The organism is Sphingobium sp. BYY-5 (assembly GCF_022758885.1).
In the GTDB taxonomy this organism is placed as follows: Bacteria; Pseudomonadota; Alphaproteobacteria; order Sphingomonadales; family Sphingomonadaceae; genus Sphingobium.
On the sequence record NZ_JALEBH010000002.1, the window covers coordinates 439442 to 464861 of the forward strand.

Below are 25420 nucleotides of genomic sequence, written 5' to 3' on the forward strand. Positions count from 1 at the left end.
TCATTCTGTCGACCCGACTTGCTCATGTCCGTGCTCCTGCGGGAGAATATTCGGAAATCGCTCCAATCTTCCCCACCAGTCCGTCAGGCGGGGTCTTGAGGCCCAATGCACCGATCGCCCGTTGCCGCTGCACCGTGCCGCGCGTCATCGCCGCATCAAGGCCTAGGCCCTCAAGCGTCTTGACCACTTCCTCCATCTCGGCCGCGCGGCGCGCGCCATGCACCAGCATCCGGTCGAGATTATAATCCGCCCGCGCATTCCAGGGCCGCGCCTTCTCGCTCGCATCGAGTGAGACAAGCACCTCGTCCAGTACATCCGCCTGAGCCGCCGCCAGCACGCATTCGGCCGTCAAGGCCTCAATGCCCTTGACCACCACCGACCGGATCATCTTGATCGACGAGGCCCGGCCGATGTCCGCGCCGACAACACGCATCCTGGTGAAGCCCAACGCCCGTAACCGCTCTTCCGCTGCCTCGGCCGACGCTCCGCTCAAGAGCAGCGGCACACCCAGACGCGCCGGATCGACCGGCGCCATCACCGCGACATCGACATAATGGGCGCCTGCTGCCTCGATCGCCCGCGCCGCCGCCTGCTTGGTCTGCGGTGCAACACTGTTAAGGTCGCAATAAAGGACACCTGGCGCGATCAACGCAGCCGCCGCTTCCGCCACGGCCAGCGCTTGATCTGCCGTCACCAGCGACAGAACCAGCGGCACGCCTGCCAGCGCATCCGCCAGAGCGCGCGCGGGCCGCACGCCCGCATCGGCATAGGCCGCCAATGTCGCGTCGCATGTCGCTGCTTCGTCCGTCTTGATATCGAACACATGGGCATCCGCAGCCCAGTCCCCCGCCAGTGCAAAGGTGGACCCCGCTTCGCCGAACCCGATCAGACCAACTTCCTGCTCCATGACGCCAGGGGATGACGCATCGGGCCGAAAGCCGCCAATCGAATCCACCATGGCAGCATAAGAATTTACGAAGTGATATCCTTTGCCGATGCTTCCACCGCCGCCATGAACTGCTGCTGCAGACGGGTCGGACGCCAGTCCGCCCGGGTGGTCAGCCCGATGGTCCGACTGATCGCCCCCGGCGCAGGACCGATATCGGCCAGCAGTCCCGCTTCCAATTCCAGCGCCAATTGGTCGTAAGACAGCAAGGTTAGATAGTCGCCCCCCACCAGCAATTGCCGGATCGTCATCACCGATCCGCACTCGATCGGCACGGCGGGCAGATCGCCGCCCAGTTCGGCAAACATCGTTCGCCACAATTGACGCAACGGCGTCCCCTCTGGTGGCAATATCCAGGGAAAAGAGCGCAGCGCGTCGGCGTCCCAACCCTCCGCCAACGGATGCCCACACCGCGCCAAGATGGTCGGACGGTCCTCGAACAGCGGGCTTTGGTTCAGATCCAGCACTAACGCCGGGTCGCGCAGCGCGCCGATCATCATGTCGATCTCACCGTCGCGCAACGGCCCGACCAGTTCGGCATGGGACCCTTCAAGGACACTGATGTCCACCTGCGGAAAGGTTAGGCGAAAGCGGGCAATGGCATCGGGTAACAGGCGCGCACGGGACAAGGGCATCGCCCCAACCAGGATGCGGCCGCCCTCCTCGCCCTTGAGGTCAGCCAGATCCTCCAGCCCCTGCCGCAACTCCGCCAGCGCCAGCCGCAATCGCTGCGCAAGTGCCATTCCCGCTTTGGTCAGCATGACCCCCCGGCCGCGCCGGTCAACCAGGCGATTTCCCACCGCCAGCCCAAGATCGCCCACAGCCCGGTGCAGCGATGGCTCTGCAACGCCGGTCGCGGCAGCGGCGGCCGCATAGCTGCCCGCGCGCGCCAGCGCGACGAAAGCGCGTATCTGTGCCGCCGTCACCCGATTGCTGCCGATCAGCCGCAACGCAACGTCGATCCGGGGTTTCAGCCGGAGCGCAGCCTCCAGCGCCGCCATCCCGCCCGGCTGTCGTTCGAACAATGGCAGGCCCAGTTGCGCCTCCAGCTTGGCAATGCCCTGCGTCACCGCCGGCTGGGTCAGATTGACGGCGCGCGCCGCAAGACTGACGCTACCCTGGTCGACGACGGCCACCATGGCGGCCAGGTGGCGGATATTGAACTGATCGGGCTTCATATCCGATGATTATCAAAATTTAATAACCTTGCGCCAGTTCGGATTTGTGGATTGCCGCGAAGCTGTCCATGTCGCTGTCCATCTTGGGAGAAGGAACAGTTCCATGTCCGGTGTCGTCGTCCAGAATATCGAAAGGGCGCAACGCGCTGTCGTCGACGGCCTCGCCAAATGCGGCGTCGCCACCGTCCATGAAGCGCAGGGCCGCACCGGATTGCTCGCTCCCTATATGCGCCCCATCTATAATGGCGCCCGTATCGCGGGTAGTGCGGTAACGATCTCCGCCCCTCCGGGCGACAACTGGATGGTCCATGTCGCGATCGAGCAGTTGAAGGAAGGCGACGTCCTCCTCCTCGCGCCGACCAGTTCCTGCACCGACGGCTATTTCGGCGATCTGTTGGCGACATCGGCCCAGGCGCGCGGCTGTCGCGGCCTCATCATCGATGCCGGCGTGCGCGACGTGCGCGATTTGACCCAGATGAATTTCCCGGTCTGGTCGAAGGCAGTCCACGCCCAGGGCACGGTCAAAAACACGCTGGGCAGCGTCAACATACCCGTGGTCTGCGCCAATGCGCTGGTGAACCCCGGAGACGTGGTGATCGCGGACGATGACGGCGTGTGCATCGTACCCCGCGCCAACGCCGCCGCCGTGCTGGAAAAGGCGCAGGCCCGCGAAGCCGCCGAGGAAGCCAAGCGCATCCGCCTCGCCGCCGGTGAATTGGGCCTCGACATCTATAATATGCGTCCACGTCTTGAGGAAATGGGCCTGAAATATGTCTGACCCCCAGAGCAGCGCCCGCGTTATGTGGATGCGCGGGGGAACATCCAAGGGCGGCTATTTTCTGGCCGAAGACCTGCCTGCCGATTCCACTGCACGCGATGCTTTCCTGCTGCGTATCATGGGTTCGCCCGATCCGCGCCAGATCGATGGCATGGGCGGCGCCGATCCGCTGACCAGCAAGGTCGCGGTGGTCAAGAAATCGGAGTGGGAGGGCGTCGACGTCGACTATCTCTTCCTTCAGATATTCGTCGAGCAGGCGATCGTTACCGATGCCCAAAATTGTGGCAACATCCTTGCCGGCATTGGTCCCTTCGCCATCGAACGCGGCCTCGTATCCGCACGGGATGGCCAAACGCCGGTTTCCATCTTCATGGAAAATACCGGCCAGATCGCCATCGCCACCGTCGAAACGCCTGGCGGCAAAGTCCGCTATGACGGTCAGGCGAAGATCGACGGCGTTCCGGGATCAGCCGCCCCCATCCCGCTGGAGTTCCGCGACACCGCCGGCTCCTCCTGCGGCGCGCTCCTTCCCACCGGCAATATTTTTGATGAAGTGGAAGGTGTGCGCGTCACGCTGATCGACAATGGTATGCCCTGCGTGGTGATGAAAGCCGAAGATGTCGGCGTGACCGGCTATGAGGACCGCGATACGCTGGACAATGACGGCGCGTTGAAGGCCCGGATCGAGAAGATCCGTCTGGCTGTGGGCGAACGGATGAATCTGGGCGATGTTCAGGAGAAGTCGGTGCCCAAGATGATGCTCGTCGCTCCGCCCCGCAATGGCGGCGCCGTCACGGTGCGCAGCTTCATACCACACCGCGCCCATGCCTCCATCGGCGTGCTGGGCGCTGTCAGCGTCGCCACGGCCTGCCTGATCGAAGGATCTCCAGCCGCCGAGGTCGCCCGCATTCCCGAAGGACAGCGCAAGACGCTGTCGGTGGAGCATCCCACCGGCGAAACAACCTGCGTCATGGAACTGGACGAAAGTGGCGCCATCACCAGCGCCGCCATGCTGCGCACCGCACGAAAGCTCATGGACGGAGAGGTTTTCGCATGACGACCGATCAAGGCCAACGCATCGTCAGTTGGCACGGCAATCCGTCCAGGCCACGCTACACGCCACCGGCGGGCGCGGTCGATGCGCATTGCCATGTGTTCGGGCCGATGGCGGATTTCCCCTTCAGCGCCAAAGCCAAATATCTGCCCGACGACGCCGGTCCGGACATGCTGTTCGCACTGCGCGACCATCTGGGCCTCGACCGCAACGTCATCGTCCAGGCCAGTTGCCACGGCACGAACAATGCCGCGACCCTGAACGGAATCGCTAGGTCGAATGGAAAGGCGCGCGGCGTCGCCGTGGTCGATCCAGCCATTTCCGAAGCCGAACTTGCCGCCCTGCATGACGGCGGCATCCGCGGCATCCGCTTCAATTTCCTTAAGCGTCTGGTCGATGACGCGCCCAAGGACAAGTTTCTGGAAGTCGCCAAACGTCTCCCCGCCGGCTGGCATGTCGTCATCTATTTCGAAGCCGACATTCTCGAAGAACTGCGCGCCTTCATGGACGCAATCCCTGTGCCATTGGTCATCGACCATATGGGTCGCCCCGATGTTGCCCAGGGGCCGGACGGCACCGATATGAAAGCTTTCCGCAATTTCCTCGATAGCCGTGACGATATCTGGTTCAAGGCGACATGCCCGGACCGGCTCGACACAACCGGCGCGCCATGGAACGCCTTTGCCGACGCCGTTGCGCCGCTGGTCGCCGACTATCAGGATCGCGTCCTCTGGGGCACCGACTGGCCGCACCCGAACATGCAGGACGCCATTCCCGATGACGGCCATCTGGTCGACATGATCCCCCGCATTGCACCCACCGAAAGACTGCAACGCAAGCTGCTCATCGACAATCCGATGCGTCTTTACTGGCCGGAGGAATGGGACCGCTAAAGGTCTGTTTGCGGATGCGCCTACCGGCGCATTGCGGCACCAGCCCTCACCCCTACTGCATCAAGGATCATTAGGGGTGACAGGCCGATGCCAGGTTTCAAGAGGCCAACGCCGGACCGACATCCGCCCCATTCCATGCCCGCCATCGTTCTGCATCAGGACATGCTTCAACTCGGTCGACAAGGTTGAAGAGCATCGTCTGGCCGCTATCGGGCGTATAGCGCGGCCAATCATCGGCGGGGCTGCCGTGACGGACAAAATGGGCGATATGATTGGTCATACGTTGACCTAAAACTGCGCGGCGACCTGTCATCGGCCCGCCTCTTGCCAGAGCGGCGCGCAGGCCACGCATCGGCCAGGTCAACGTCAGATCAAGCCCGTGGGTCGCCCCTGCGATAGGGTGGGCATAATCGAAACGGTAGAACCAGGTCGGACTGTGCGCCGCATGTCTGTCGGCGAAATGCCGGGTCGACATCGCGAAAGCGAGATCGCTCGCCAGCGCTCGCCGTCCAGTGGTCGTGCGGGGATAGGCCTTCACGATCCGCTGGCTTGCCTCGCTGCCCAACTGATCCTCCAGCAAAGTTTCGAGCGCGGACCAGGAAGTCGGCAGGATATCGCCCGGCATGAGTTCAAACAGGCGTATCTCAAGCCCCGTCGCGCCAGCCATAAGAGGCACAGCCGCCGCCCGCTCCTGATGCAGGGCCTCCAACGATGGCGGCACCAGATCGCCGTCCAGCCAAGGCGCGGCAGGCACCGTGCCGGGGTTTGCTGCACCAGCGGCAGCCTGCGCCTCGAACAAGCGTCGCAGGTCGAGCGCCCGCAAGTCCTCGATCTTTGCGCCCTTGAGACCCAGGGCCGTGACATAGTTCCGCCCGATCGCTTCGCTGCGCGTCCGGCTGTGAATGAGGCTGGTCGCTCCGCTCTGCATGATGGCCTGCTGAAACAGCCCATGGGCCAAGGGGGCATGGAGCAGCAATGCGACGGACATGGACCCCGCCGACTGGCCCCCGATGGTTATATGTGATGGATCGCCGCCAAAGGCCTCGATATTGTCGCGTACCCATTGCAGCGCCGCGATCTGATCGCGCAGTCCCAGATTGGAAGGGATGGAAGGATCATCCAGCGCATCGCCGAAATTGACGAAGCCCAGGACGCCCAGCCGATAGTTGATGGTGACGACGATGATGCCGCCCATCCGGGCGAGATGCGTACCGTCATAGGGATTACCGCTCCCCGCCACGAAAGCGCCGCCATGAATCCAGACATAGACGGGAAGGCGCTCCCCCTCCAAACGGGATTCAGGCGCATAGATGTTGAGCGTGAGGCAATTTTCATCGAAGGCGGGAGGGGAGAGACGTGCCCGTTTCGCCGAGTTGCCATACATTTGCGGGCATTGCGGAGCAGGCATAGTGGCATCCCGCTCGCCGGCCCATGACTGGGGAGCGACCGGCGCCGCAAAGCGGTCCGCCTGTGCATAGGGGATGCCCAGCCAACGCAACACACCATCTACGCACATGCCCACGATCCGGCCAGCCTGCGTGGTGACGTTTCGCCTGTCCATACCCAATCCCCTTCCAACTCTTTTCATTTTTGTACGCTTGATCGCCGCACCACATCTGTTCGAAAAACCGGGGCCGCCACATTGATCGCCTTCCCGATATCGACCGACCAGCATCGACTAAAATCATGATTTGCGCCGAAGCACGAACATGACGCCAGGCCCGATCCGCCGCGCTATGCCAACCATGGACTCTGCAATCGGCGTTCTTCACATAACGCTGACCCTCGATTTTCGCGGAGGCGATCTTCGCCGATACAGACTTGACAGCCTATGGCTCACAATGTTGATCGCCTGTTCAACATAGGAGCCAGCAAGGCTCGATAATCTTACGGGAAGGATATGCGATGACACGCTCTCTCAACGGCAAGGTCGCGGTGGTGACGGGTGCGGGATCAGGCATCGGACGCGCCATCGCAATCCGCCTAGCCGAAGACACGGCGAAAGTCGCGATCTGGGACATCAACGGCGCCGGGGCCAACGAGACCGCGCAGATGATTGAAGATGCGGGCGGCACCGCCATCTCGATTACGGCCGATTGTGCGAACAAGGAGGCAATTCACGCCGCTGCGGAAGAAACTCGCGCCAAACTGGGGCCGGTCGCGATCCTCGTCAACAATGCCGGCATCGCGCCCTTCACGCCCTTCATGGAGATTGACGACGATCTGTTCGACAAGGTGATCCGCGTCAATCTGCGCGGTCCCTATCTGGTGGTGAAGGAAGTACTGCCTGACATGCTGTCTACCGGTTGGGGGCGTGTGATTAACATCACGTCGTCGTCGGTCCAGTCCGGTTCCTTCGCTCAGGGCCATTATGTCTCCTCCAAGGGCGGGCTTATGGGTATGACCAAGGCATTGGCGCTGGAGTTCGCGGCAAGCGGCGTCACCTTCAACATGGTGCCGCCCGGCTTTATCGACACGCCAATGCTGCGCCAGGCGCCGATCGATGTCGAAGCCTTTGCCCAGACCCTGCCGATGAAACGGATAGGAAAGCCGGAGGATATCGCCGCGGCCTGCGCCTATCTGGCCTCCGAGGAGGCGAGCTATATCACCGGCCAGACGATCAGCACCAATGGCGGTCGCTACATGGGTTCCCATTGACATCGGCCTGGAAAGGACAGCCGGATGCGGCTCGCGGGCAAGATTGCCATCATCACCGGTGCTGCCGGCGGCATGGGGGAAGCAGCCGCCTCCCTCTTCGCGCGCGAAGGCGCAAGCATCGCCGCGGTCGATCTTGATGAAGCGAGCCTCGCGCCCATAGTGCAAGCCATCCGCGCGCAGGGCGGCAAAGCGATCGCAATCGGGGCCGATGTCAGCCGGACAACAGACGTGTGCCGAATTGTCGCTCGCACCGAAGCCGAACTCGGTCTGCCCACGGTCCTTTTCAACAATGCCGGCGTCGATACCGAGAATAAACAGTCCATTCTCTCGATCGACGAAGCGGCCTTCGACAAATGCCTTGAGGTAAACCTCAAGAGCGTGTGGCTCATGATCAAGCATGTCGCCCCCCATATGATCGAGGCAGGTGGTGGATCGATCGTCAACACCGCCTCCATCGCGGCGTCGATCGTTGCAGGAACGGCCGGTTATTGCGCCTCCAAAGCGGGCGTAGTGGCCTTGACAAAGGTTGCTGCGGTGGAACTGGGAAAGCATGGGATCAGGGTCAACGCCCTGTGCCCCGGCGCAACCGAAACGCCCATGGCCAAACATCAGCGTGCCGAAATGAAAAAGGCGGGATTGCCTACATCCCAGATGCTGATCGGTCGGATGGGTGTCCTAGGTCGCATGGCCGAACCCGAGGAAATGGCGCGCATGGCGCTGTTCCTGGCCAGTGATGAGGCCAGTTTCGCAACCGGCGGCGTTTTCAACAATGATGCGGGCTGGACAGCCATGAGCGGCATTTCGGTGCAGGATTTCGCCCGGTGAAAGCAACGGAGGACAGACCGCTCCTCCAACAGCCTTGCACAGGCGGCGGCGACATCTATGCTCCTGTCATGGTCCAGAAACGTCGTGTCGGCACCGAAAGCTCCGAAACTCGCGTCCGCATCCTTGATGCCGCCGAACAGGTCATCCGCGATGATGGTTATGGCGCAGCCAGCAGCCGCCGTGTCGCGCTGCGGGCCGGCCTGCCGCCTTCACTCGTCCATTATTATTTCCCCACGACCGATGATCTGCTGCTCGCCGTCTTTCGCCGTGGCGCGGAACAGAGCGATCGGATGATATCGGAGGCGCTGGACAGCGATGATCCGGTGCGTGGTCTTTGGCGATTTTTCATCGACACCAGCCGCACCGCGCTCGCGATGGAATTTGTCGCATTGGCCAATCACCGAAAGACCATCCGTACAGAGATCGCCCGTCACAGCGATGCGATGCGTACACGACAGGCAGAAGCGCTGGAGCGAATTTTGGGTGATCGGCTGGCCGCGCAGGGTGTGACCGCCGCAGGACTCACCCTGCTACTGGCCGCATCCGGCCGTGCGCTTGTGATGGAGAGCGGCCTGGGTGTCATCGCCGGGCATGATGACGCCCGCAGCGCCATCGAGAATTGGCTCGACCAACTGCTTTCCCCAAAAAATGAGATAGGTTGACTTTCCCCCAATCTCATGCTGAACACATGTTCAATGCATTAGGAAAGAGGAGAGTCGGAGATGTCCGCCACCACGATCACGCGCTTTGTCCATGAAGAGATCAAACCGCAGATCGGCAGCCGTATCCTGAACAACAAGGAGGAATTGCTGGCCGGTGATCTTGGCCCGCAAATTCGCGAATTGCTGGAACAACGCGGCGTGCTGGTTTTCCCGAAAATCGACTTCACCGACGAAGAACAGGTTGCCTTCACCAAGACGCTCGGCGGTTTTGCAGCGGAAATGCGCGGCGGCGAGGAAATTCACAAGATCACCCTCGACGTGAAGGAAAATCCGCAAAGCGCCGAATATCTGAAAGGCTCGCTCTACTGGCATATCGACGGCACGATGAACGACCTGCCCATCCTCGCTTCGCTGCTATCCTGCAAAGTACCGGCAAGCTGGGGCGGCAACACGGGTTTCTGCAACACCTATGCAGCCTATGAGGCGTTGAGTGACGAGCAGAAGGCCGAATATGAAAAGCTGCGCGTCATCCATTCGGTCTGGGCCAGCGTCTTCTATTACGAGCCGGAACCCAGCCTTGCCAAACTCAAGGGAATGCAGGCGATCGGCGAAAATGAACTGCCGCTCGTGTGGAACCACCGGTCGGGCCGCAAGTCGCTGGTGCTGGGCTGCACGGCACATCGCGTTCTGGACGTGCCCGCAACGAAGAGCGCGGAAATCCTGGTCGGCCTTCGCGAATGGGCAACGCAGGAGGAGTTCAGCTACAGCCATGAATGGAGCGTCGGGGATCTGGTGATCTGGGACAATACCGGCACGATGCACCGCGCCGAAGCCTATGATTCCAGTTGCGGCCGCATGATGCACCGTACCAAGTTGCAGGGCGAAGAGCCGTTCGAATAACCGGCTCTTGCCTGACGAACAGCGACCCGCCGCCATTTCTCTGGCGGCGGGTTTTTATGTGGAGGAAGGGGCGGATAACTGCCCCTTCCCATAACTTATACCAAGATACATTGATGAGAACTTTCGCCGGGGAACAGCCACCGGTCGATCTTGATGAGTCATTCTCTACGCCGCTTGGTATTAATCCACAGCGATCGGCGCACCCGCATCCATGTAACGGGCCAGATTATAATGCAGGCTCGCTACCGCACGCTCCATATAGGGATTGGGCTGCGTGCCCCGGAAACCGACATTCTTCATGCCCTGCTGAACGGCCGCCATGTTGGTGAAATCCTGTTGCAATACCGGCGGCCAATCCTGTGCCTGCGTATATTCCCATTCGGTTTGGGGCGCTTCGCCTTCAGGGAAAAGTTCGAAAACCGCCGCTTCGAAAATGCATTTGTCCGGGTTGGCGCCATAGGGCCGGGCCGAATAGCAGAGCATGTTGTTGACGGCATGGCCTATCTGGAAATTGGGGAAGATCTGCCAGGCGGTGCCGCTCTTGGCCGTATGCGCCGAGTCCACCACGGGCCAGAAGACGCCGCGCTTCTCATCATCGGCACGGGCGGTGGCCAGCCAGTGCTGGAGCACCTGTGGCGCGGCGGTGCCCTCCGGCAATTCGTCCTTTAGACGCTGCGCAGCCCTGACCAGCGTCATCGTCGTGTTCGTATTGGCGTTTTCCCAGGTGAATTGCTGCATTTCCGCAGTCGACAAACGGGGATCTTCCCCCGAACCGACGCGCAGCTTTGCCTGGTTTTCATCCATATTCTTGGGTGCGTCATAGCCGATATTGCTGTGCAGGCCATGCTTGCGCGCCCAGCCCCGATATTCGCCAAATGCGTTGAATTCCGGATGCGTGGTCTGGACATGATAGGTTTCGCTGAATGCTTCCAACGCGACCTTCCAATTGCAGTCGAATATGATCCATTTACGCCAGCGATAGCGCATATTCTGAAGTTGGAAGGGATCGAGCATGTCCGGCACGACGCCGAGATAATCGGCAAGCGGTTCGCTTTCAGGGTCCAGGTTGATCCAGGCCCAGCCGCCCCATGTGTCGACGCGAACCTTGCCCAGGGCCGTACGTTCGGCCGTCAGCCTGCCCTGCCAGTCGTTCTGGTGGTTGACGAATGTGCATTGTCCCTGCCGATCGAAGGTCCAGCCGTGAAAGCCGCATATCATGTTGGTGCGATTGCCCCGCGCGTTGCGCGCGCCGGGAGGCGTGTCGATCAGCCTGCGGCCGCGATGCGGGCATACATTATGGAATGCGCGCAGCTCATCGGGTGCCGTCCGCATGACGATGACCGAATCTTCCAATATGTCGTAAGTGACGAAATCGCCGACATGGGGAATGTCTTCCAATCGGGCCGCTTGCAACCACAGCTTTCGCCAGAGGCGATCCTGCTCGGCGCGAGCATAGTCCTTCGATATATAGGCTTCGACCGGGACAGTGACCGGCTCGATCAGACTCTCGTCCGGTTGGGCGAGTTTGCTCAGTTCGTTCATGCCATCCTCACTTTCCGGGCGGCGCGATCCGCCCTGTTCGTCTAGCGCCCCTGCCATTGGGGCCGGCGTTTCTCGGCAAAGGCACGCGGCCCTTCCTGCGCATCCTCGCTCATATAACTATATTGGGACGCCGCCCGGGCCGCCTGCAGGGCGGCGGTGCGGCCCATTTCGGTTGCGAGCATCACCGTGTCGCGCCCGGCCTTGACGGACAGGGGCGCGCCATCAAGAACCTCCGCCGCCAGGTCCAGGGCGGCATCCAGCAGGACAGCCGGCTCGGCAAGACGATTGACCAGGCCAATTTCATAAGCGCGCTGCGCCGTGATCGGTTTGCCGGTCAGGATGATTTCCATCATGATCCGCTGCGGGATCATATGGATGAGCGGCGCGGCCCATGGCGAAGAGCGTCCGACCTTCACTTCGGTAATGGCGAAACGCGCCGCTGTGCTCGCGACGCAAAGATCGCAGGCCTGGGCGATCATCCAGCCCCCGGCGAAGGCGACGCCATTGACAGCGGCGATCGTGGGCTTGGAGAGTTCTATGCTGTCATAGGGCAAGGGAAACAGATCGCGCGGCGGCACCTGCATACCGGTTTCGACCATTTCCTTGAGGTCTCCCCCGGCGCAGAAGGCCTTTTCGCCAGCACCGGTCAGAATGGCGATGCGCAGGGCGGGGTCGCGCTCGAAACGGTCCCATGCCACCCGCAATCCATCGCGCACCTCCCGGCTGAGACAGTTGCGCTGTTCGGGACGGTTGATGGTGATGATGGCGATGCCATCGGCACGCGCATCGAAAAGGACGGCGTCGCTCATATCAGAAACCTCGCTGCTGGATGGCATGGGCCGCGCGGTCGAGCGTTTCGCGAAAATCGGGATGCGCAATGGCGATCAGCCGCCGCGTTCGTTCCGCCAGACTACGCCCCTTGATTTCGGCAGCGCCATATTCGGTCACAACGACATCAACCTCGCTGCGGGCGGTCGTGACCGGTCCCGAAAGCTGCGGCACGATCTTGCTGAGCGTCCCCCCCTTGGCCGAGGCGGATAGCGCGATAATCGATCGGCCTCCGGGCGAACGGGCGCCGGCTCGAACGAAATCGACCTGCCCGCCGGTCCCGCCGGGATAGGCAGAGCCGGATTGTTCGGCATTGACCTGACCGGTAAGATCAACCTCCAGCGCAGAATTGATCGTGACCAGCCGCGACAGACGGCCAAGTATGGCGGCGTCATGGGTATAGCTGGTCGCGCACATGCGGATGGCCGGGTTGCGATGCGCCCAGTCGTACAGGCGCCGTGTTCCGATCAACGCGCCATTGATCGAAATGCCGGCATCGACTTCCTTGCGGGCATTGGTAACGACCCCGGCCTCCGCCAGATCGACCAGCCCGTCGCCAAGCATCCCCGAATGTACGCCCAGATCCTTGCGATCCTTGAGACGGCGCAGAATGGCATCCGGCACCGCCCCGATACCCGTCTGGATGACCGCACCGTCACCGATGAACGCAGCGCAATAGCGGGCGATCTCCTCATCGATCGGGCCGATGGCTGCGGATAGAACCTCAACGGGCGGCCGGTTGACCGGGATTGCGATGTCGATGGCGGAGGACTCGATCGTCTCACCGGGGGTGAAGGGCACGGCTTCATTGACCTCGGCGATCACCACGCGCGCCTTGTCCACGGCGGCGCGAACATAATCGCTAATCAGGCCGCAACTATGATTGCCGTCGGCGTCCGCCGGACTGACCTGGATCATCGCGACATCGCAGGGAATGATTCCGGCTGAGATGAGCGGTCCGACCTGGCTGACATGGACGGGGATGATCTGCAGCCGCCCAGCCCTTGTCATCGTACGCAGCGCGCCGATCGCGCCCATGCTGGAAAGCGTGAAGATGCCGGCGGTTTCGGGTGTGAAGAGACCGGAAAAACTGGTCGCTATGAAAGCGGAAAGCCCTGGAATCCGGTCGCCTTGCTCGATCAATGCCTCGACCAGGCTCGTCGGTTCTCCGCAGGCCTGGCCGAAAATGATGGCGTCGCCCGGCCTTAAAACATCAGCGAAACGGACAGGTGCAACGCCGGTCACGGCCCGACCTGTCTGAGCAATTGTTCGGCCCGGCTGAGATGAGGCCGATCGAGCATCCCACCCTTGTATCCGATAGTGCCGACACCCGGATTGGCCGCAAAAAGATCAACGATCGCCTGCGCCTCGGCGATTTCCTCCGCCGTGGGCGAGAAGGCCGCGTTGATGACATCCACCTGCGCAGGGTGGATCGCCAGCATCCCGCGATAGCCATCGCGGCGCACCTTTTCCGCGCGGGTCTTCAACCCGTCCAGATCGCGGAAGTCACCCTGGATCGTCTCGATCGCCGCCATGCCTGCAGCAGCGGCACCAAGCAGGCAAAGGCTGCGCGCCAGCTCATAGGTGAAACCATAGCTGCCGTCGGGATTGCGATTGGCGCTGGCTCCGATCGAATCGGCCAGATCCTCCGCACCCCAGGTAAGGGCGACGACACGCGGCGCGCCCTTATAATCGCCGGTATGGAACATCGCCTCGGCCGTCTCCGTCACAAGGACGATCAGCGGGGTTGAACCCTCCGCAATTCCGTTCGCCACTTCCAATGCGGAGAGATAGTGATCGACACGTTCGACATCCGCCCGTCCATTGACCTTTGGCAGCATGATGCCGCCGGGACGGGCGGGCAGAACCGCTGCAAGATCCGACAGGAGATGCGGCCCATCCAACGGGTTGACCCGGACCCACAGCCGCTCATGATTTTCGCGCCCTTGCAGGAAGTCATGGATCATCCGTCGTGCCAAGGCTTTGTTTTCGGGCGCGACGGCATCTTCCAGATCGAACAGCGCGATGTCGGCAGCGCTGTCGGCCGCCTTGAGCATCTTCTTTTCGCTGTCGCCCGGCGCGAAAAGCCAGGAACGCATCTTGGTCGGCAGGATCACGGACATTCTGTCAGGCACCTTCGCTCAATAGGATTTGGGTAGATCCAGCACTTTTTCGGCGAGAAAGTTCAAAATCATATGCGGACTGACCGGAGCGGTGCGCGGAATAAGCACCTCGCGCAACAACCGTTCGACATGATATTCCTGCGCATAGCCCATACCACCCAGGGTCAGCATGGCGGTATGGCACGCCTCGAACGCGGTCTCCGCAGCGAGATATTTGCCCGCATTGGCCTCCACCCCGCAATCCTCGCCCTTGTCGAATTTTGTCGCCGCCTGCATCACCATCAGGTTCGCCGCTTCCAGTTGCGCCCAGCATTTGGCGAGCGGATGCTGGATACCCTGGTTCATGCCGATCGGCCGGTCGAACACGATCCGCTCGCGCGCATAACGCGCCGCACGCTGAATGGCGTTGCGACCAATGCCGATCGCTTCCGCGCCGAGCAATATCCGTTCGGGATTGAGGCCCTTGAGAATGATGCGAAAGCCTTGCCCTTCCTCCCCGATCCGGTCTTCTTCGGGGATGAACAGGTCGTTGATGAACAACATGGTGGAACCAACGGCGTGCCGACCCATCTTGGGGATTAACCGATGCTCGATCCGATCCCGGTCCAGCCGGGTGAAGAAGAGCGAAAGGCCGTGCGTCTTGTTGGCCACCTGATCGAGTGGCGTGGTCCGCGCCAATAACATCATGCGGTCTGCGACATGCGCGTTGGTGATCCAGATCTTCTCGCCATTGACCCGATAACCGCCCTCGACCCGTTCGGCCCGCGTCTTGAGTTTGGTGGTGTCCAGACCGGTATTGGGTTCGGTCACGGCAAAGCACATCTTTTCTGCGCCCGACAGGACCGGCGGGATCATCCGCTGCTTCTGCGCCTCGGTCCCGAACAGCGCGATCGGTTCCAGGCCGAAGACAGGGCCATGAATGCTGGATGCGGCCGTCATGCCCCCGCCCGCCTCAGCCACCGCCTGCATCATGATCGCAGCCTCGGCAATGCCGAGCCCTGCGCCGCCTACCGACTGCGGCATGGCAACGCCCAGCCATCCGGCATCGGCCATGGCTGCATAGAAATCGAAGGGAAACACCCCTTCCCGATCCCGGTCCAGCCAATAGTCGTCCGAAAACTGGCTGCAATGCTGAAGCACGCTCTCCCGGACGTTCCGCTGGTCTTCGGTCAGTGAAAAATCCACGCGTGTTTCACCCTTGCCTCTACTCCTGATCCTGGTCGGGGTATCAGCGGCCGATGGGGGGCACAATCGGTTCTGCGCCATATATCGGTGGGGCGAAGCGGTTGCACATGGATTTCCTGATCGCCCTATCCTAGCCCAAATACATGGAACAGGAGAGACAGATGCACGCAGGCGCCCAGCATGGAGGCCCCTTATCCGGCATCAGGGTCGTGGACCTCACATCGATGGTCTTCGGCCCCTATGCCACACAGATCATGGCCGACATGGGCGCCGACGTCATCAAGATCGAGCCGCCCGGCGGCGGCGACGCCACCCGCTACATCAACGATGGGCCGACCCCCGAACTGGGCGGCGTGTTCACCAATGTAAACCGGGGCAAGCGCAGCATCGTGCTGGACCTGCGCCAGGATGCCGATCGCGCGGCGTTGCGCGCGCTGATCGCTACTGCGGATATCTTCATCCACTCGATGCGCGGCAAGGCGATCGCGCGGCTGGGCTTCGACTATGCCGCCGTCAGCGCGATCCGCCCTGACATCATCTACACCAATTGCTATGGCTATAGCCGTCGGGGGCCGGACGCCGACAAGCCGGCCTATGACGACACCATCCAGGCCGAATGCGGCATCCCGTACCTTCAAGGCCTGATGACCGGCCAGCCCGATTTCGCTGCGACCATCATGGCCGACAAGATATCGGGATTGACCGCCCTTTATGCCACGATGATGGCCCTGTTCCATCGCGAACGGTCAGGCGAAGGGCAGGAAGTGGAAGTGGGCATGTTCGAAACCATGGCAGCCTTCATGCTGACCGAACATGCGAGCGGCATGATGTTCACGCCATCTCTGGGTCCAGCCCATTATCACCGGGTCGTCGCCCGCAACCGCAAGCCCTATCGCACCAAGGACGGCTATGTCGCGGCGCTGGTCTATAATGACAAGCATTGGAACGCCTTCATCGAAGCAGTCAGGCCGGCCTGGGCCAGCGCGGACTTCGACACGCTCGCCAAGCGCGCGAAACAGATCGAGCGGGTCTATGGCCATCTGGGCGAAACCTTCCTGGAACGCACGACGCAGGAATGGCTGGACCTGCTGGAACGGCTACATATTCCGGCGGCCCCCCTTCGCACGACCGACGAACTGTTCGACAATCTGCACCTCAACGCCATCGGCTTTTTCGAAACCATCGAGGCGCCCTATGGTCCGGTGCGTTATCCCGGCATACCGACCTGGTTTTCGCGGACGCCCGGCGCCGTGGCTGGACCCACGCCGGAATTGGGCGCCCATACAGAAGAGGTGCTGGGGGAGATCGGACTCGGCGCCGACAGCCTTTGACGTTCCGATTGCCCAGGAATGAATGCCCATTCCATCGGCACGGCGATGATAGGGGCTGTCCAGCCGATCATTCTTGAACCACTGCCCCCAACCTATACGCTCCGCGGCCAGGGACAGATAACGGACAGGGTGATCCATGGCAGAGGATGTGATGGCAAAGGCGCGTAATGTGCCCTTCGAAGTGGAAGATCCTGAACGCATCCCCACGCCACGCTATTATGACGCGGATTTCTACCAGCGTGAGGTCGAGCAATTATGGCCGCATGTCTGGCAGATGGCCTGCCGCGTCGAGCAGATACCGGAAATCGGCGACTGGATCGAATATAGCAATCTCGGCAAGTCGGTCATCATCGTTCGCGGCAAGGACGGGATAAAGGCGTTCCACAATGCCTGCCGCCATCGCGGCGTCCCGCTAACCGACGGCGCATCGCACGGCAATTGCAAGGGCAAGGGCTTTATCTGCCCCTTCCATGGCTGGCGCTGGAACAGCGAAGGCAAGAACAGCTTCGTCTATGGCCGCCATCTCTTCAGCAAGCGGCAACTGGATGAAGCGGACCTGGCCCTGCGCCCGTGCCGCAGTGAAATCGCGATCGGTTGCGTCTTCATCAATTTCGATGATGAGGCTACGTCGCTGCGCGATCAGCTAGGCCCGCTGGCGGTCGGCCTGGATGCCTATCATGCCGACAAGATGCGCGCCGAATGGTGCTTCGGCACCATATTGCCGGCCAACTGGAAGGTCGCGATGGAAGCCTTCATGGAAGGCTATCATGTGATGCGGACCCACCCCCAACTGCAACAGAAGGTGCCGATCCTCTATAACAGCATGTATGGCATGGACACGGGCGGGATTGGCGTACCGATCAATATCCACCGGTCCATGAAGGAAAATATCGAGGACCAGGTCGAGCATATGCAGTTGCTGAGCGACGGCATGGCGGGCATGTGCCACGCCAAGGACGTCGCCGTCGCCCGCACGCTGATCGACGTCGATCTGCCGGACGATCCGCAACAGGCGATCATGCATTGGTTCGGTATGGTCAACCATTGCGTCACCGAAGCAGCGCGCGTACGCGGCGAGCCGGCCCCCGATCTCAATCGCATCGCGATGGAGACACCGGTCAAGGCGGTGGAATTCATCTTCCCCAATTATTTCCTGCTTCCCTTCCTTTCGAGCATGGCAGCCTATCGCATCCGGCCGCTGGGACCGGAAAGCTGCATGTTCGAGCTATGGTCGCTGACCCATTTCCCGGAAGGGCAGGAACCGCCGCCGGTGATGGAAACGATAATGCTTCCGCATGACAGCGATCGGTTCCCGCAAATCCCCCGGCAGGATTATTCCAATATTCCGATCCAGCAAAAAGGATTGCATGCGGAAGGGTTCGATTTCATGCGACTATCGAAGGACATTGAGGGGCTTATCAGCAATTACCAGCGGATCATCGACGGATATCTGAAGGGCGCACCGAACGAACGCCTGCTTGCCGCGACACAGAAATTGGCCGGCAATTTCGATGGACCGATCCTAGATCTGGGTCTTTGACGGAGTAGTTCGTCGAGACGAGTCCCGGCCACCGCCGATCAAGTCCTAATCCCAGAGCGCTTGCGCGGCGGCAAGCGCCTGGCCGCCGCGCCCACCAAGATCGCCGATCAGCGCTTTCAACCGATATGTCCACAAATGAAGCGGATGCTCCAGCGTCATGCCCATGGCGCCCAGGAACTGATGGAAGTCATAAACGGCGTGACGCGCCGATTCCTGGGCGTGAAGCGCTGCCAGAGAGGCATCAGCGGGATCAAGCGTGGCTGCCGCCTTCATCGCAAGCCAATATACGGCGTTGGCCCGCACCTGCGCCTCGGCCAGCCGGTGCCGTAGCGCCTGAAACGTCGCGAGCGGGCGACCGAACTGCTGGCGGTCCGTTACATGGGCGACCGTGCTGTCGAGCGCCGCGCCAAGCAGGCCCGCAGCCTCAGCCGCGAGCGCGACGCGCCAGCGCGTCAAAACCTGCTGGGGCGAGACAGCCAGGGTTGCACGGTCCATCGGAAGCAGCGTCAAACTTCCCATAGGGTAGGCGTACAGCGCTTCGGGTTCCGGGCGAACCTGCTCTGCCGTGGCGATGAAGCTCGATATGCTTGAAGCGCCAACAACCAGTATAGTCGCGCCGGGAACAAGGAACCGCACGGGACGATGCGCCCGCTCCTCCTCCACCAGGCAGAGCGGACGGGGCTGGTCGTCCCCCAGCAGCGGCCGGATGATCGCGCTTGCCGCCGCTTCCACCGCCTGCGGCAAGCGCGCGAGCGCCGCAACGACCAAGGCGGCTGTAACGGTGCCGAGATCGGGATCGAAACCAACATCAAGGAAGCCGCCCTCCGCCAATGCGCGATCAAGCGCCGCATCGGGCAGGGCAAAGCCCGTATCATGCAGCGAGGCACCCATATAGGGGCGAGTGAGCGTGTCGATCGCGTCGAGGATGGCGACCTGATCGTCGCTAAGCGCCAGATCCATCAGCGCGGCTCCCTGGGCAGGTTGAGGACGTCGGTGGCGATGATGTTGAGCTGGATTTCGGCCGCGCCCGCCGCGATGCCGGCCACGATGCCGCGTTGATGATGCATCTTCAGATAGGGATGCGCATCCGCCAGCGCTTCCGGCAGATATTCGACAATGAATTCGCAGACGCGCCGTTCGGCCATCACCGTGGCGAAACGGGCGGAACTGGATTCCGCGCCGATCGCTTCACCCCGGCCGCGCCGGTCAATAAGGGCATAGTTCGCCATGCGCGCCGCTTCGCACAAGGCGGCGCTGTGCGCGGCTTCGATCTTCACTGCCTCGCCGCGCCATTCTCCCAGCCGCTTCAGCTCCGCCACCGATCGGTCGAGGGCGGTGCGCGCCAATGCATAGCGCGGAATACCAAGCCGCTCATTGGTCAAGGAATAGGCGATGATCTCCCACGCCTGCCCCTCCTCCCCCAGACGGGCCGAGACAGGCACGACCACATCGTCGAAGAAAACCTCGTGAATATCGCCCTCACCGATCAATGAGGGGATTTGCCGCACGGTAATGCCGGGCGTATCCATCGGGAGAAGCAGGATGGAAATGCCCTTCTTGCGATCATCGCTCGTCCGGCAAACAAGGAAACAGGTGTCGGCCAGTCCGGCATAGCTGGTCCAGATTTTCTGGCCGTTGACGCGGTAGCTATCCCCATCCCGAACCGCGCGGGTCCGCAGCGAGGCAAGGTCCGAACCGGAACCGGGTTCCGAGAAACCCTGACACCAGAGCGCCTGCCCTCGTGCGATCGGCGGCAGATAATACGCTTTCTGCGCATCCGAACCATAACGGATCAGGGTAGGCCCGATCCAGTTGACGTTCATATATTGACCGCCGCGCGGTTCGCCCGCGATCCACATTTCCTCGGCAAGAATGGCCTGGTGCCAGGGGTCCAGCCCCCGGCCGCCTAGGTCCGTCGGCCAGTGCGGAATCAACAGTCCTTGATCGGCCAGCCAATTGCAGAAACCCTCCGCATAGCGGGTGAGCGCGGGGGATGCCGGGCCATGCTGTGAGAAACGTTCCCAATCCTCCGGCAGCCTGTCGGCCAGCAAATCGCGCAGCCGCTGACGGAAGCCAGCCTCTTCCTCTGTCCACTCAAAATTCATCGCATCGCTCTTCCGGCATGGCGCACATCTTTCGGGTAACGAAAGGGGCCGGAGGAGAACAGGGCGGCGGGCAAGAGAACGCCCCGGTGATATGGCGCGGCCGGGCTTGGACAAGCGGCGCGGTCCACGAAAGAATTGGCCGACCTACAGGGACGTCGCCCACCGATGACAATATTGCACTATACCCCCCTTATAGCATTGGCGGACCTGCCCGATGGCATGGTCAAGGCAATGGAGGTTGGCGGCCGGTCCATCATGCTTTGCCGCTTCGAGGGGCGGGTCCATGCGCTCGACAATCTTTGCACCCATGCCGAGGAGCCACTTGCCTGCGGCCGTATGCGTCTGGGCTGGATCGCCTGCCCGGCCCATGGCGCGCGTTTCGACCTGGAAACAGGCGAGCCGCTGACCGGTCCAGCGACAAAACCGGTCGCCACCTATGCCGTGCGGATCGTGGACGGGATGATCGAAGTGGCGCTTTGACGCCCATCGCCTTGCCGATATCGGCGCGATGCCCTTGCACCAGCCATCGCAATTGCGGCCTAGGCAGCGCAGGAAAGCAGGACCAGATGAGGAGAGTGGCAGCTTGACCGACATAGCGGGAAGCCTGCGGCAGGAAGTGCGAACCTGGCTCGCGACCCATGCGCCCAGGGATTGGCGCGCCCATAGCACCAGCGAGGCAGCCTTTCTGGACCTGCAACGCAGTTGGTTCATCACGCTGGCGAAGGGCGGCTATGCCGTGCCGCATTGGCCCGCGGGATGGCCGGGCAGCGGTCGCGGGCTGGCCGAGCAGAAGATCATCTATGAGGAATTTGCGCGGGCCGACACGCCACGCCTCCTCTTGTCCTTCATGTCGACCTATCATGCCGCCTCCACCCTGTTCGAATGGGGCAGCGACGCCCAGCAACTGCGTTACATCCCTCGCATCCTGGAGGGCGAAATCTGGTGTCAGGGCTTTTCCGAGCCCAATGCCGGCTCGGACCTTGCGGCCCTGCGCACACGCGCAGAACGGCGTGGCGACGTCTATGTGGTGAACGGACAGAAACTCTGGTCGACCATGGGCCAGTTCGCCGACAAATGCCTGTTGCTGGTGCGGACCAGCAGTGCAGGCGCGAAGCAGGCGGGCCTCACCTATCTGCTCCTGGATCTGAAGGCGCCAGGCATCACGGTACGGCCGATCCACCAGATCCATGGCGACGAGGAATTCGCCGAACTGTTCCTCGACAATGTCGAAATACCGGTGGGGGACAGGTTGGGCGAGGAAGGCCAGGGCTGGGCCGTCGCGCAATCGACCTTGGCTTCCGAACGGGGCCTGACCCTGCTGGAACTGAGCGCCCGGATGCGCGGCGCCCTGTGGCGGATCGCCGACCTCATCCGCGCCGCAGACCGGCAGGAGGATGCCGGCCTATTGCGTGATTTCGGCCAACTGGCAACGCGCGTGGACGCCACCTGCGCCGTGGCGGACCAGTTCTTGGCCAACCGTATCGCGGGCGAGGAGCGAATCGGCGACGCATCGATCGTCAAACTCGCCTATGCCCGCACGCTGCGCGCGTTCACCGACCTGGGCGTGCGGATCGGCGGGATCGGCGCGCAATATCATACCCCGATCACTTATGGCGGCGGCATGGAAACGGGCAACTGGATGGCCGATTTCATGAACAGCTATGCCTGGACCATCGCGGGCGGCAGCGATGAGGTGCAGCGAAACATCATCGCCGAGCGGCTTCTGGGTATGCCACGCGAACCGAAAAGCTGGGTGCTCAAGGAACAGGACGCATGAGCATGACCCGCGCCGAGCTGCAGGACGCCGCCGATCGCGCTTTCGCACCCGACGAGTTGGCGCCGGATGCCACGCAGAGCTGGAACCGGATCGCCGAGATGGGCTGGCTGATGATGGCGGTCCCGGAAGAACAAGGCGGCCTTGGGCTGGGGCTGGAGGCTGTGGGGGTCGTTCATCAGGCGCTCGGCCGCGCACTGGTGCCTGGCCCTGCTATTGCCCAGATGCTGGTGATCGAGGCGCTGAGCGCGAGTGGACGAGAGGACTTGCTGGCAAGCGCGATGGCTGGCGAGGTGATGACCGCATCGCTGGCGGAGGGATCGACCGCCATACCCGACGCCGACCGGGCAAGCCATGTGCTGTTGGTGGACGACACGCGCATCCGCCTGCTTCCAATCGAATCCTGCGCGATCACGACACGGCCGACCTGGGATCAAACCCGGCGGTTATTTGATGTCATAGCCGGCGAGGATGGCGCAATCCTGTTGGCCGAAGGAAGGTCAGCGGCCATTCTGGCTGACCGGATCATCGCCCTGCGAAGCCTGGCCATGGCCGCCGATTGTCTTGGCGGAGCCGGTGCCGTGCTGGCCCTGACCATCGACTATCTACAGACGCGGCAACAGTTCGACCGCCCTCTGGCCCTGTTCCAGGCGCTGAAACATCGCGTCGCGGACATGAAGACGGTCCTGGCGGCGGCCGACGCTCTGTTTTGGGCACGGGCGAATGATCCGACGGCCGATCGCACGGCAGCGGGAGCACTCAAAGTACATGCCGCAGGTGTTTATCGCCTGATAGCCGAGGAAGCGATACAGCTTCACGGCGGGATCGGCCTTACCATCGAGCATCCCTGCCACCTCTTTCTGAAGCGCTCGATGCTGAACGCCGCATTGGGCGGGGATGCCGATCATTGGAACGAGCAAAGAGGGCGGCAGGCGATGGTCGCAATGGCGCCCCTGTCCTGAGGGACGAGGAGAAGGTGGGACATGAAGAGCTTGGCGACGGTTGCGACTCTTGCGACATTATCCCTGCTGCTTGCGGCACCGGCGAACGCCGGTCCTGCACCTGATCGAACCGCTACCCCCATGACCGAAGATCCACTCTTCACCAAACCCTATATCGACAAAGACGAATGGCGCGACACACCCGTCCGCCACCGCTACGTTCATGGCGGCTTCACAGGCACGGATACGCGCTTTTCCTTCTATTTCCCGGAACAGGCCCGCTATCAGGGGCGCTTCTTCCAGCATATTACCCCCGTTCCCGACAGCGAGAACAACGCCCAGCTTCCTGGTGAAACCGAAGAAGACAAGATCGGTTTTGCGATCGCGTCGGGCGCCTATTTCGTCGAAACCAACGGCGGTGGTCGCAATCAAGTGGGGATGCCGGGCAAAGCCGTCGATCCGACCATCACCGCCTGGCGCGCCAATGCGGCGGCGGCCCGCTATTCGCGGGTGGTGGCGCAGCAGCTATATGGCGGCAAGCGGCCTTATGGCTATGCCTATGGCGGCAGCGGCGGCGGTTTTCGCACGATCGGATCGATCGAGAATAGCGACGGGGTCTGGGACGGGGTGGTGCCCTATGTGATCGGATCGACCATGGCGATCCCGAACATGTTCACCGTGCGTATGCATGCCATGCGCATATTGAAGAACAAATTCCCGCAAATCATCGATGCGGTGGAGCCGGGCGGCAACGGCGCCCCCTATGCCGGCCTGAACGCCCGCGAGGCCGATGCCCTGCGTGAAGTGACGCGCATGGGTTTCCCGATGCCATCCTGGTTCGGCTACCGGACCATGGGCATCCACGGCTTTGCCGCCCTTTATCAGGGCGTGGTTATGGCCGACCCGACATATTTCACTGATTTCTGGACGAAGACCGGCTATCTGGGCTTTGACGCACCACAGACATTCGACGGCGCGCGATTGCAGCACAAGACCAGCATCGCAACGCCGATCAGCGCGGCCGAAGCGGCGAGAATGGGATTGGAAACCAGCGTCATCGACGGCCGCAAGGATGGCGGCGTCGACAATGCCTTTGCCGCGCTGCAGGGCGAAGAAGCGCAGCATATCGTCGCCTATCGCCTGTCCAGCACACCACCCAAGGTCGATTTCCTTGGAGGCGACCTGATTATCGACTCTGGCGCGGGTCAAGGCCAGCGGCTGGCGCTGAGCCGGATCGAAGGCGACATCGCCATATTGGGCGTGGCCGATCCCGTCCTGGCAGGTAGCCTCAAGCCAGGCGATGCCGTGGAAGTCGACAACAGCAATTTCCTGGCCGTCCAGACCTATCACCGCCATCAGGTGCCGGGGCCGGACTTTCCCGTGTGGGATCAGTTTCGCAAACCGAATGGTCAACCTCTCTATCCGCAACGACCGGCGATCATCGGGCCATTTTTTGTCCAGGCTACCGCCGGATCGCAAATGACAGGCCGTTTCAAGGGCAAGATGATTATCGTCGAAAATCTGTGGGACCGGGAGGCCATGCCCTGGCAGGCGGACTGGTACAGACAGCGGATCGCGGCGCATCTGGGCGCGGCGACGGACGATCATGTACGGCTTTGGTATACCGATCATGCCCTGCATGGCGATAACAGCAAGCAGGAGGACCCGACCCGCACTGTCAGCTATCTCGGCGTGCTGCAGCAAGCCTTGCGCGATCTGGCGGCATGGGTGGAAAAGGACGTGGCGCCTCCCGCAAGCACGGCCTATCGCGTCGCCGACGGTCAGGTCATCGTCCCTGCCGGGGCGACCGCACGCAAGGGCATTCAGCCGGTCGTGACGATGACTGTCGATGGGGACGCCAAGGCAATCGCAAAGCCGGGTAAGAAAATCGGTTTCGCCGCGACGATTGCCGTCCCACCCGATGCCGGAAAGATCGTGTCGGCGGAGTGGGATTTCGATGGCGACGGTCAATTCCCGGTCAAAGCCACTCTACCGGATGGGCCAGCGCAGACCGTTCACCTCACCGCCTATCATGGCTTTCCCAAACCGGGCATCTACTTCCCGACGTTGCGGGTCGCGTCACAACGCGATGGCGACACGGCTACGCCCTTTGCCCGCATCCAGAATCTGGGGCGTGTCCGCGTCGTCGTGCAATAA

23 protein-coding genes are annotated in these 25420 nt (G+C 62.0%); 13 read left to right on the forward strand and 10 right to left on the reverse strand.

Going from position 1 to position 25420, the window contains the following annotated elements; translation table 11 throughout:
* Positions 1–22 precede the first annotated feature (22 nt).
* A complete protein-coding gene (locus tag MOK15_RS18040) occupies positions 23–907 on the reverse strand; it encodes an NAD(P)-dependent oxidoreductase (protein ID WP_242933779.1) in 885 nt (294 codons plus the stop codon).
* 65 nt (positions 908–972) lie between these two features.
* The gene (locus MOK15_RS18045; RefSeq protein ID WP_242933104.1) at positions 973–2124 is read right to left on the reverse strand and encodes a LysR substrate-binding domain-containing protein; all 1152 of its coding nucleotides are present in this window, start codon (positions 2122–2124) and stop codon (positions 973–975) included.
* Between the two features lie 103 nt (positions 2125–2227).
* Between MOK15_RS18045 and ligK the strand changes: the two genes are divergently transcribed.
* The 3 genes from ligK to MOK15_RS18060 are packed head-to-tail and all read left to right on the forward strand — an operon-like array spanning position 2228 to position 4849.
* Positions 2228–2902 carry a 4-carboxy-4-hydroxy-2-oxoadipate aldolase/oxaloacetate decarboxylase gene (gene ligK / locus MOK15_RS18050; RefSeq protein WP_242933105.1) on the forward strand — a complete coding sequence of 225 codons (675 nt, stop codon included), beginning with the start codon at positions 2228–2230 and terminating at the stop codon, positions 2900–2902.
* Positions 2895–3959, forward strand: a complete 1065-nt coding sequence (locus tag MOK15_RS18055; RefSeq protein WP_242933106.1) for a 4-oxalomesaconate tautomerase — start codon at positions 2895–2897, stop codon at positions 3957–3959. The genes ligK and MOK15_RS18055 overlap by 8 nt, the downstream gene beginning before the upstream one ends.
* Positions 3956–4849: an amidohydrolase family protein gene (locus MOK15_RS18060; RefSeq protein ID WP_242933107.1), complete on the forward strand. Its 894-nt coding sequence runs from the start codon at positions 3956–3958 to the stop codon at positions 4847–4849. The genes MOK15_RS18055 and MOK15_RS18060 overlap by 4 nt, the downstream gene beginning before the upstream one ends.
* 97 nt (positions 4850–4946) lie before the next feature.
* Here the strand turns inward: MOK15_RS18060 and MOK15_RS18065 are convergent, their stop codons facing one another.
* Positions 4947–6410 (reverse strand): carboxylesterase family protein, encoded by a 1464-nt coding sequence (locus tag MOK15_RS18065; protein ID WP_242933108.1) that lies wholly within the window; start codon positions 6408–6410, stop codon positions 4947–4949.
* A 344-nt stretch (positions 6411–6754) separates the two neighbouring features.
* Here MOK15_RS18065 and MOK15_RS18070 point away from each other — a divergent pair, with 344 nt between their 5' ends.
* From MOK15_RS18070 to MOK15_RS18085, 4 genes are all read left to right on the forward strand, one after another.
* Entirely contained in the window at positions 6755–7507 is a 753-nt protein-coding gene (locus MOK15_RS18070; RefSeq protein ID WP_242933109.1) for a 3-oxoacyl-ACP reductase family protein, read from the forward strand.
* 24 nt (positions 7508–7531) lie between these two features.
* Complete coding sequence (locus tag MOK15_RS18075) at positions 7532–8332, forward strand: SDR family oxidoreductase (RefSeq protein WP_242933110.1); 801 nt, start codon at positions 7532–7534, stop codon at positions 8330–8332.
* 68 nt (positions 8333–8400) lie between these two features.
* A complete protein-coding gene (locus tag MOK15_RS18080) occupies positions 8401–8994 on the forward strand; it encodes a TetR/AcrR family transcriptional regulator (RefSeq protein ID WP_242933111.1) in 594 nt (197 codons plus the stop codon).
* A gap of 60 nt (positions 8995–9054) precedes the next feature.
* Entirely contained in the window at positions 9055–9894 is an 840-nt protein-coding gene (locus MOK15_RS18085; protein WP_242933112.1) for a TauD/TfdA family dioxygenase, read from the forward strand.
* A gap of 180 nt (positions 9895–10074) precedes the next feature.
* Here the strand turns inward: MOK15_RS18085 and MOK15_RS18090 are convergent, their stop codons facing one another.
* Genes MOK15_RS18090 through MOK15_RS18110 form a run of 5 tightly spaced genes read right to left on the reverse strand, consistent with a single transcriptional unit; the run spans position 10075 to position 15572 of the window.
* The gene (locus MOK15_RS18090; RefSeq protein WP_242933780.1) at positions 10075–11436 is read right to left on the reverse strand and encodes an aromatic ring-hydroxylating dioxygenase subunit alpha; all 1362 of its coding nucleotides are present in this window, start codon (positions 11434–11436) and stop codon (positions 10075–10077) included.
* A 41-nt stretch (positions 11437–11477) separates the two neighbouring features.
* The gene (locus tag MOK15_RS18095) at positions 11478–12272 is read right to left on the reverse strand and encodes an enoyl-CoA hydratase-related protein (protein ID WP_242933113.1); all 795 of its coding nucleotides are present in this window, start codon (positions 12270–12272) and stop codon (positions 11478–11480) included.
* On the reverse strand, positions 12247–13509 hold the full coding sequence (locus tag MOK15_RS18100) for an acetyl-CoA hydrolase/transferase C-terminal domain-containing protein (RefSeq protein ID WP_242933114.1): 1263 nt from the start codon (positions 13507–13509) through the stop codon (positions 12247–12249). The genes MOK15_RS18095 and MOK15_RS18100 overlap by 26 nt, the downstream gene beginning before the upstream one ends.
* Positions 13506–14387, reverse strand: a complete 882-nt coding sequence (locus tag MOK15_RS18105) for a CoA ester lyase (protein WP_242933115.1) — start codon at positions 14385–14387, stop codon at positions 13506–13508. Before MOK15_RS18105 ends, MOK15_RS18100 begins: the two co-directional genes overlap by 4 nt.
* 18 nt (positions 14388–14405) lie before the next feature.
* Positions 14406–15572, reverse strand: coding sequence for an acyl-CoA dehydrogenase family protein (locus tag MOK15_RS18110; RefSeq protein ID WP_242933116.1), 1167 nt, complete (start codon positions 15570–15572; stop codon positions 14406–14408).
* Between the two features lie 161 nt (positions 15573–15733).
* Here MOK15_RS18110 and MOK15_RS18115 point away from each other — a divergent pair, with 161 nt between their 5' ends.
* Positions 15734–16903, forward strand: a complete 1170-nt coding sequence (locus MOK15_RS18115) for a CoA transferase (protein ID WP_242933117.1) — start codon at positions 15734–15736, stop codon at positions 16901–16903.
* 151 nt (positions 16904–17054) lie between these two features.
* Positions 17055–18443, forward strand: coding sequence for an aromatic ring-hydroxylating dioxygenase subunit alpha (locus tag MOK15_RS18120; RefSeq protein WP_242933118.1), 1389 nt, complete (start codon positions 17055–17057; stop codon positions 18441–18443).
* Between the two features lie 45 nt (positions 18444–18488).
* On the opposite strand, the gene MOK15_RS18125 is transcribed toward MOK15_RS18120, so the two are convergent.
* Together MOK15_RS18125 and MOK15_RS18130 are read right to left on the reverse strand one after the other, a co-directional pair.
* The gene (locus MOK15_RS18125; protein ID WP_242933119.1) at positions 18489–19403 is read right to left on the reverse strand and encodes an acyl-CoA dehydrogenase family protein; all 915 of its coding nucleotides are present in this window, start codon (positions 19401–19403) and stop codon (positions 18489–18491) included.
* A complete protein-coding gene (locus tag MOK15_RS18130; RefSeq protein ID WP_242933120.1) occupies positions 19403–20548 on the reverse strand; it encodes an acyl-CoA dehydrogenase family protein in 1146 nt (381 codons plus the stop codon). The genes MOK15_RS18125 and MOK15_RS18130 overlap by 1 nt, the downstream gene beginning before the upstream one ends.
* Positions 20549–20713: 165 nt before the next feature.
* On the opposite strand from MOK15_RS18130, the gene MOK15_RS18135 reads away from it, so the two are divergent.
* From MOK15_RS18135 to MOK15_RS18150, 4 genes are all read left to right on the forward strand, one after another.
* The gene (locus MOK15_RS18135; protein WP_242933121.1) at positions 20714–21028 is read left to right on the forward strand and encodes a non-heme iron oxygenase ferredoxin subunit; all 315 of its coding nucleotides are present in this window, start codon (positions 20714–20716) and stop codon (positions 21026–21028) included.
* 103 nt (positions 21029–21131) lie between these two features.
* Positions 21132–22325 carry an acyl-CoA dehydrogenase family protein gene (locus MOK15_RS18140; protein WP_242933122.1) on the forward strand — a complete coding sequence of 398 codons (1194 nt, stop codon included), beginning with the start codon at positions 21132–21134 and terminating at the stop codon, positions 22323–22325.
* Positions 22322–23284, forward strand: a complete 963-nt coding sequence (locus tag MOK15_RS18145) for an acyl-CoA dehydrogenase family protein (RefSeq protein ID WP_242933123.1) — start codon at positions 22322–22324, stop codon at positions 23282–23284. The genes MOK15_RS18140 and MOK15_RS18145 overlap by 4 nt, the downstream gene beginning before the upstream one ends.
* A gap of 120 nt (positions 23285–23404) precedes the next feature.
* Positions 23405–25420 carry a PKD domain-containing protein gene (locus MOK15_RS18150; RefSeq protein ID WP_242933124.1) on the forward strand — a complete coding sequence of 672 codons (2016 nt, stop codon included), beginning with the start codon at positions 23405–23407 and terminating at the stop codon, positions 25418–25420.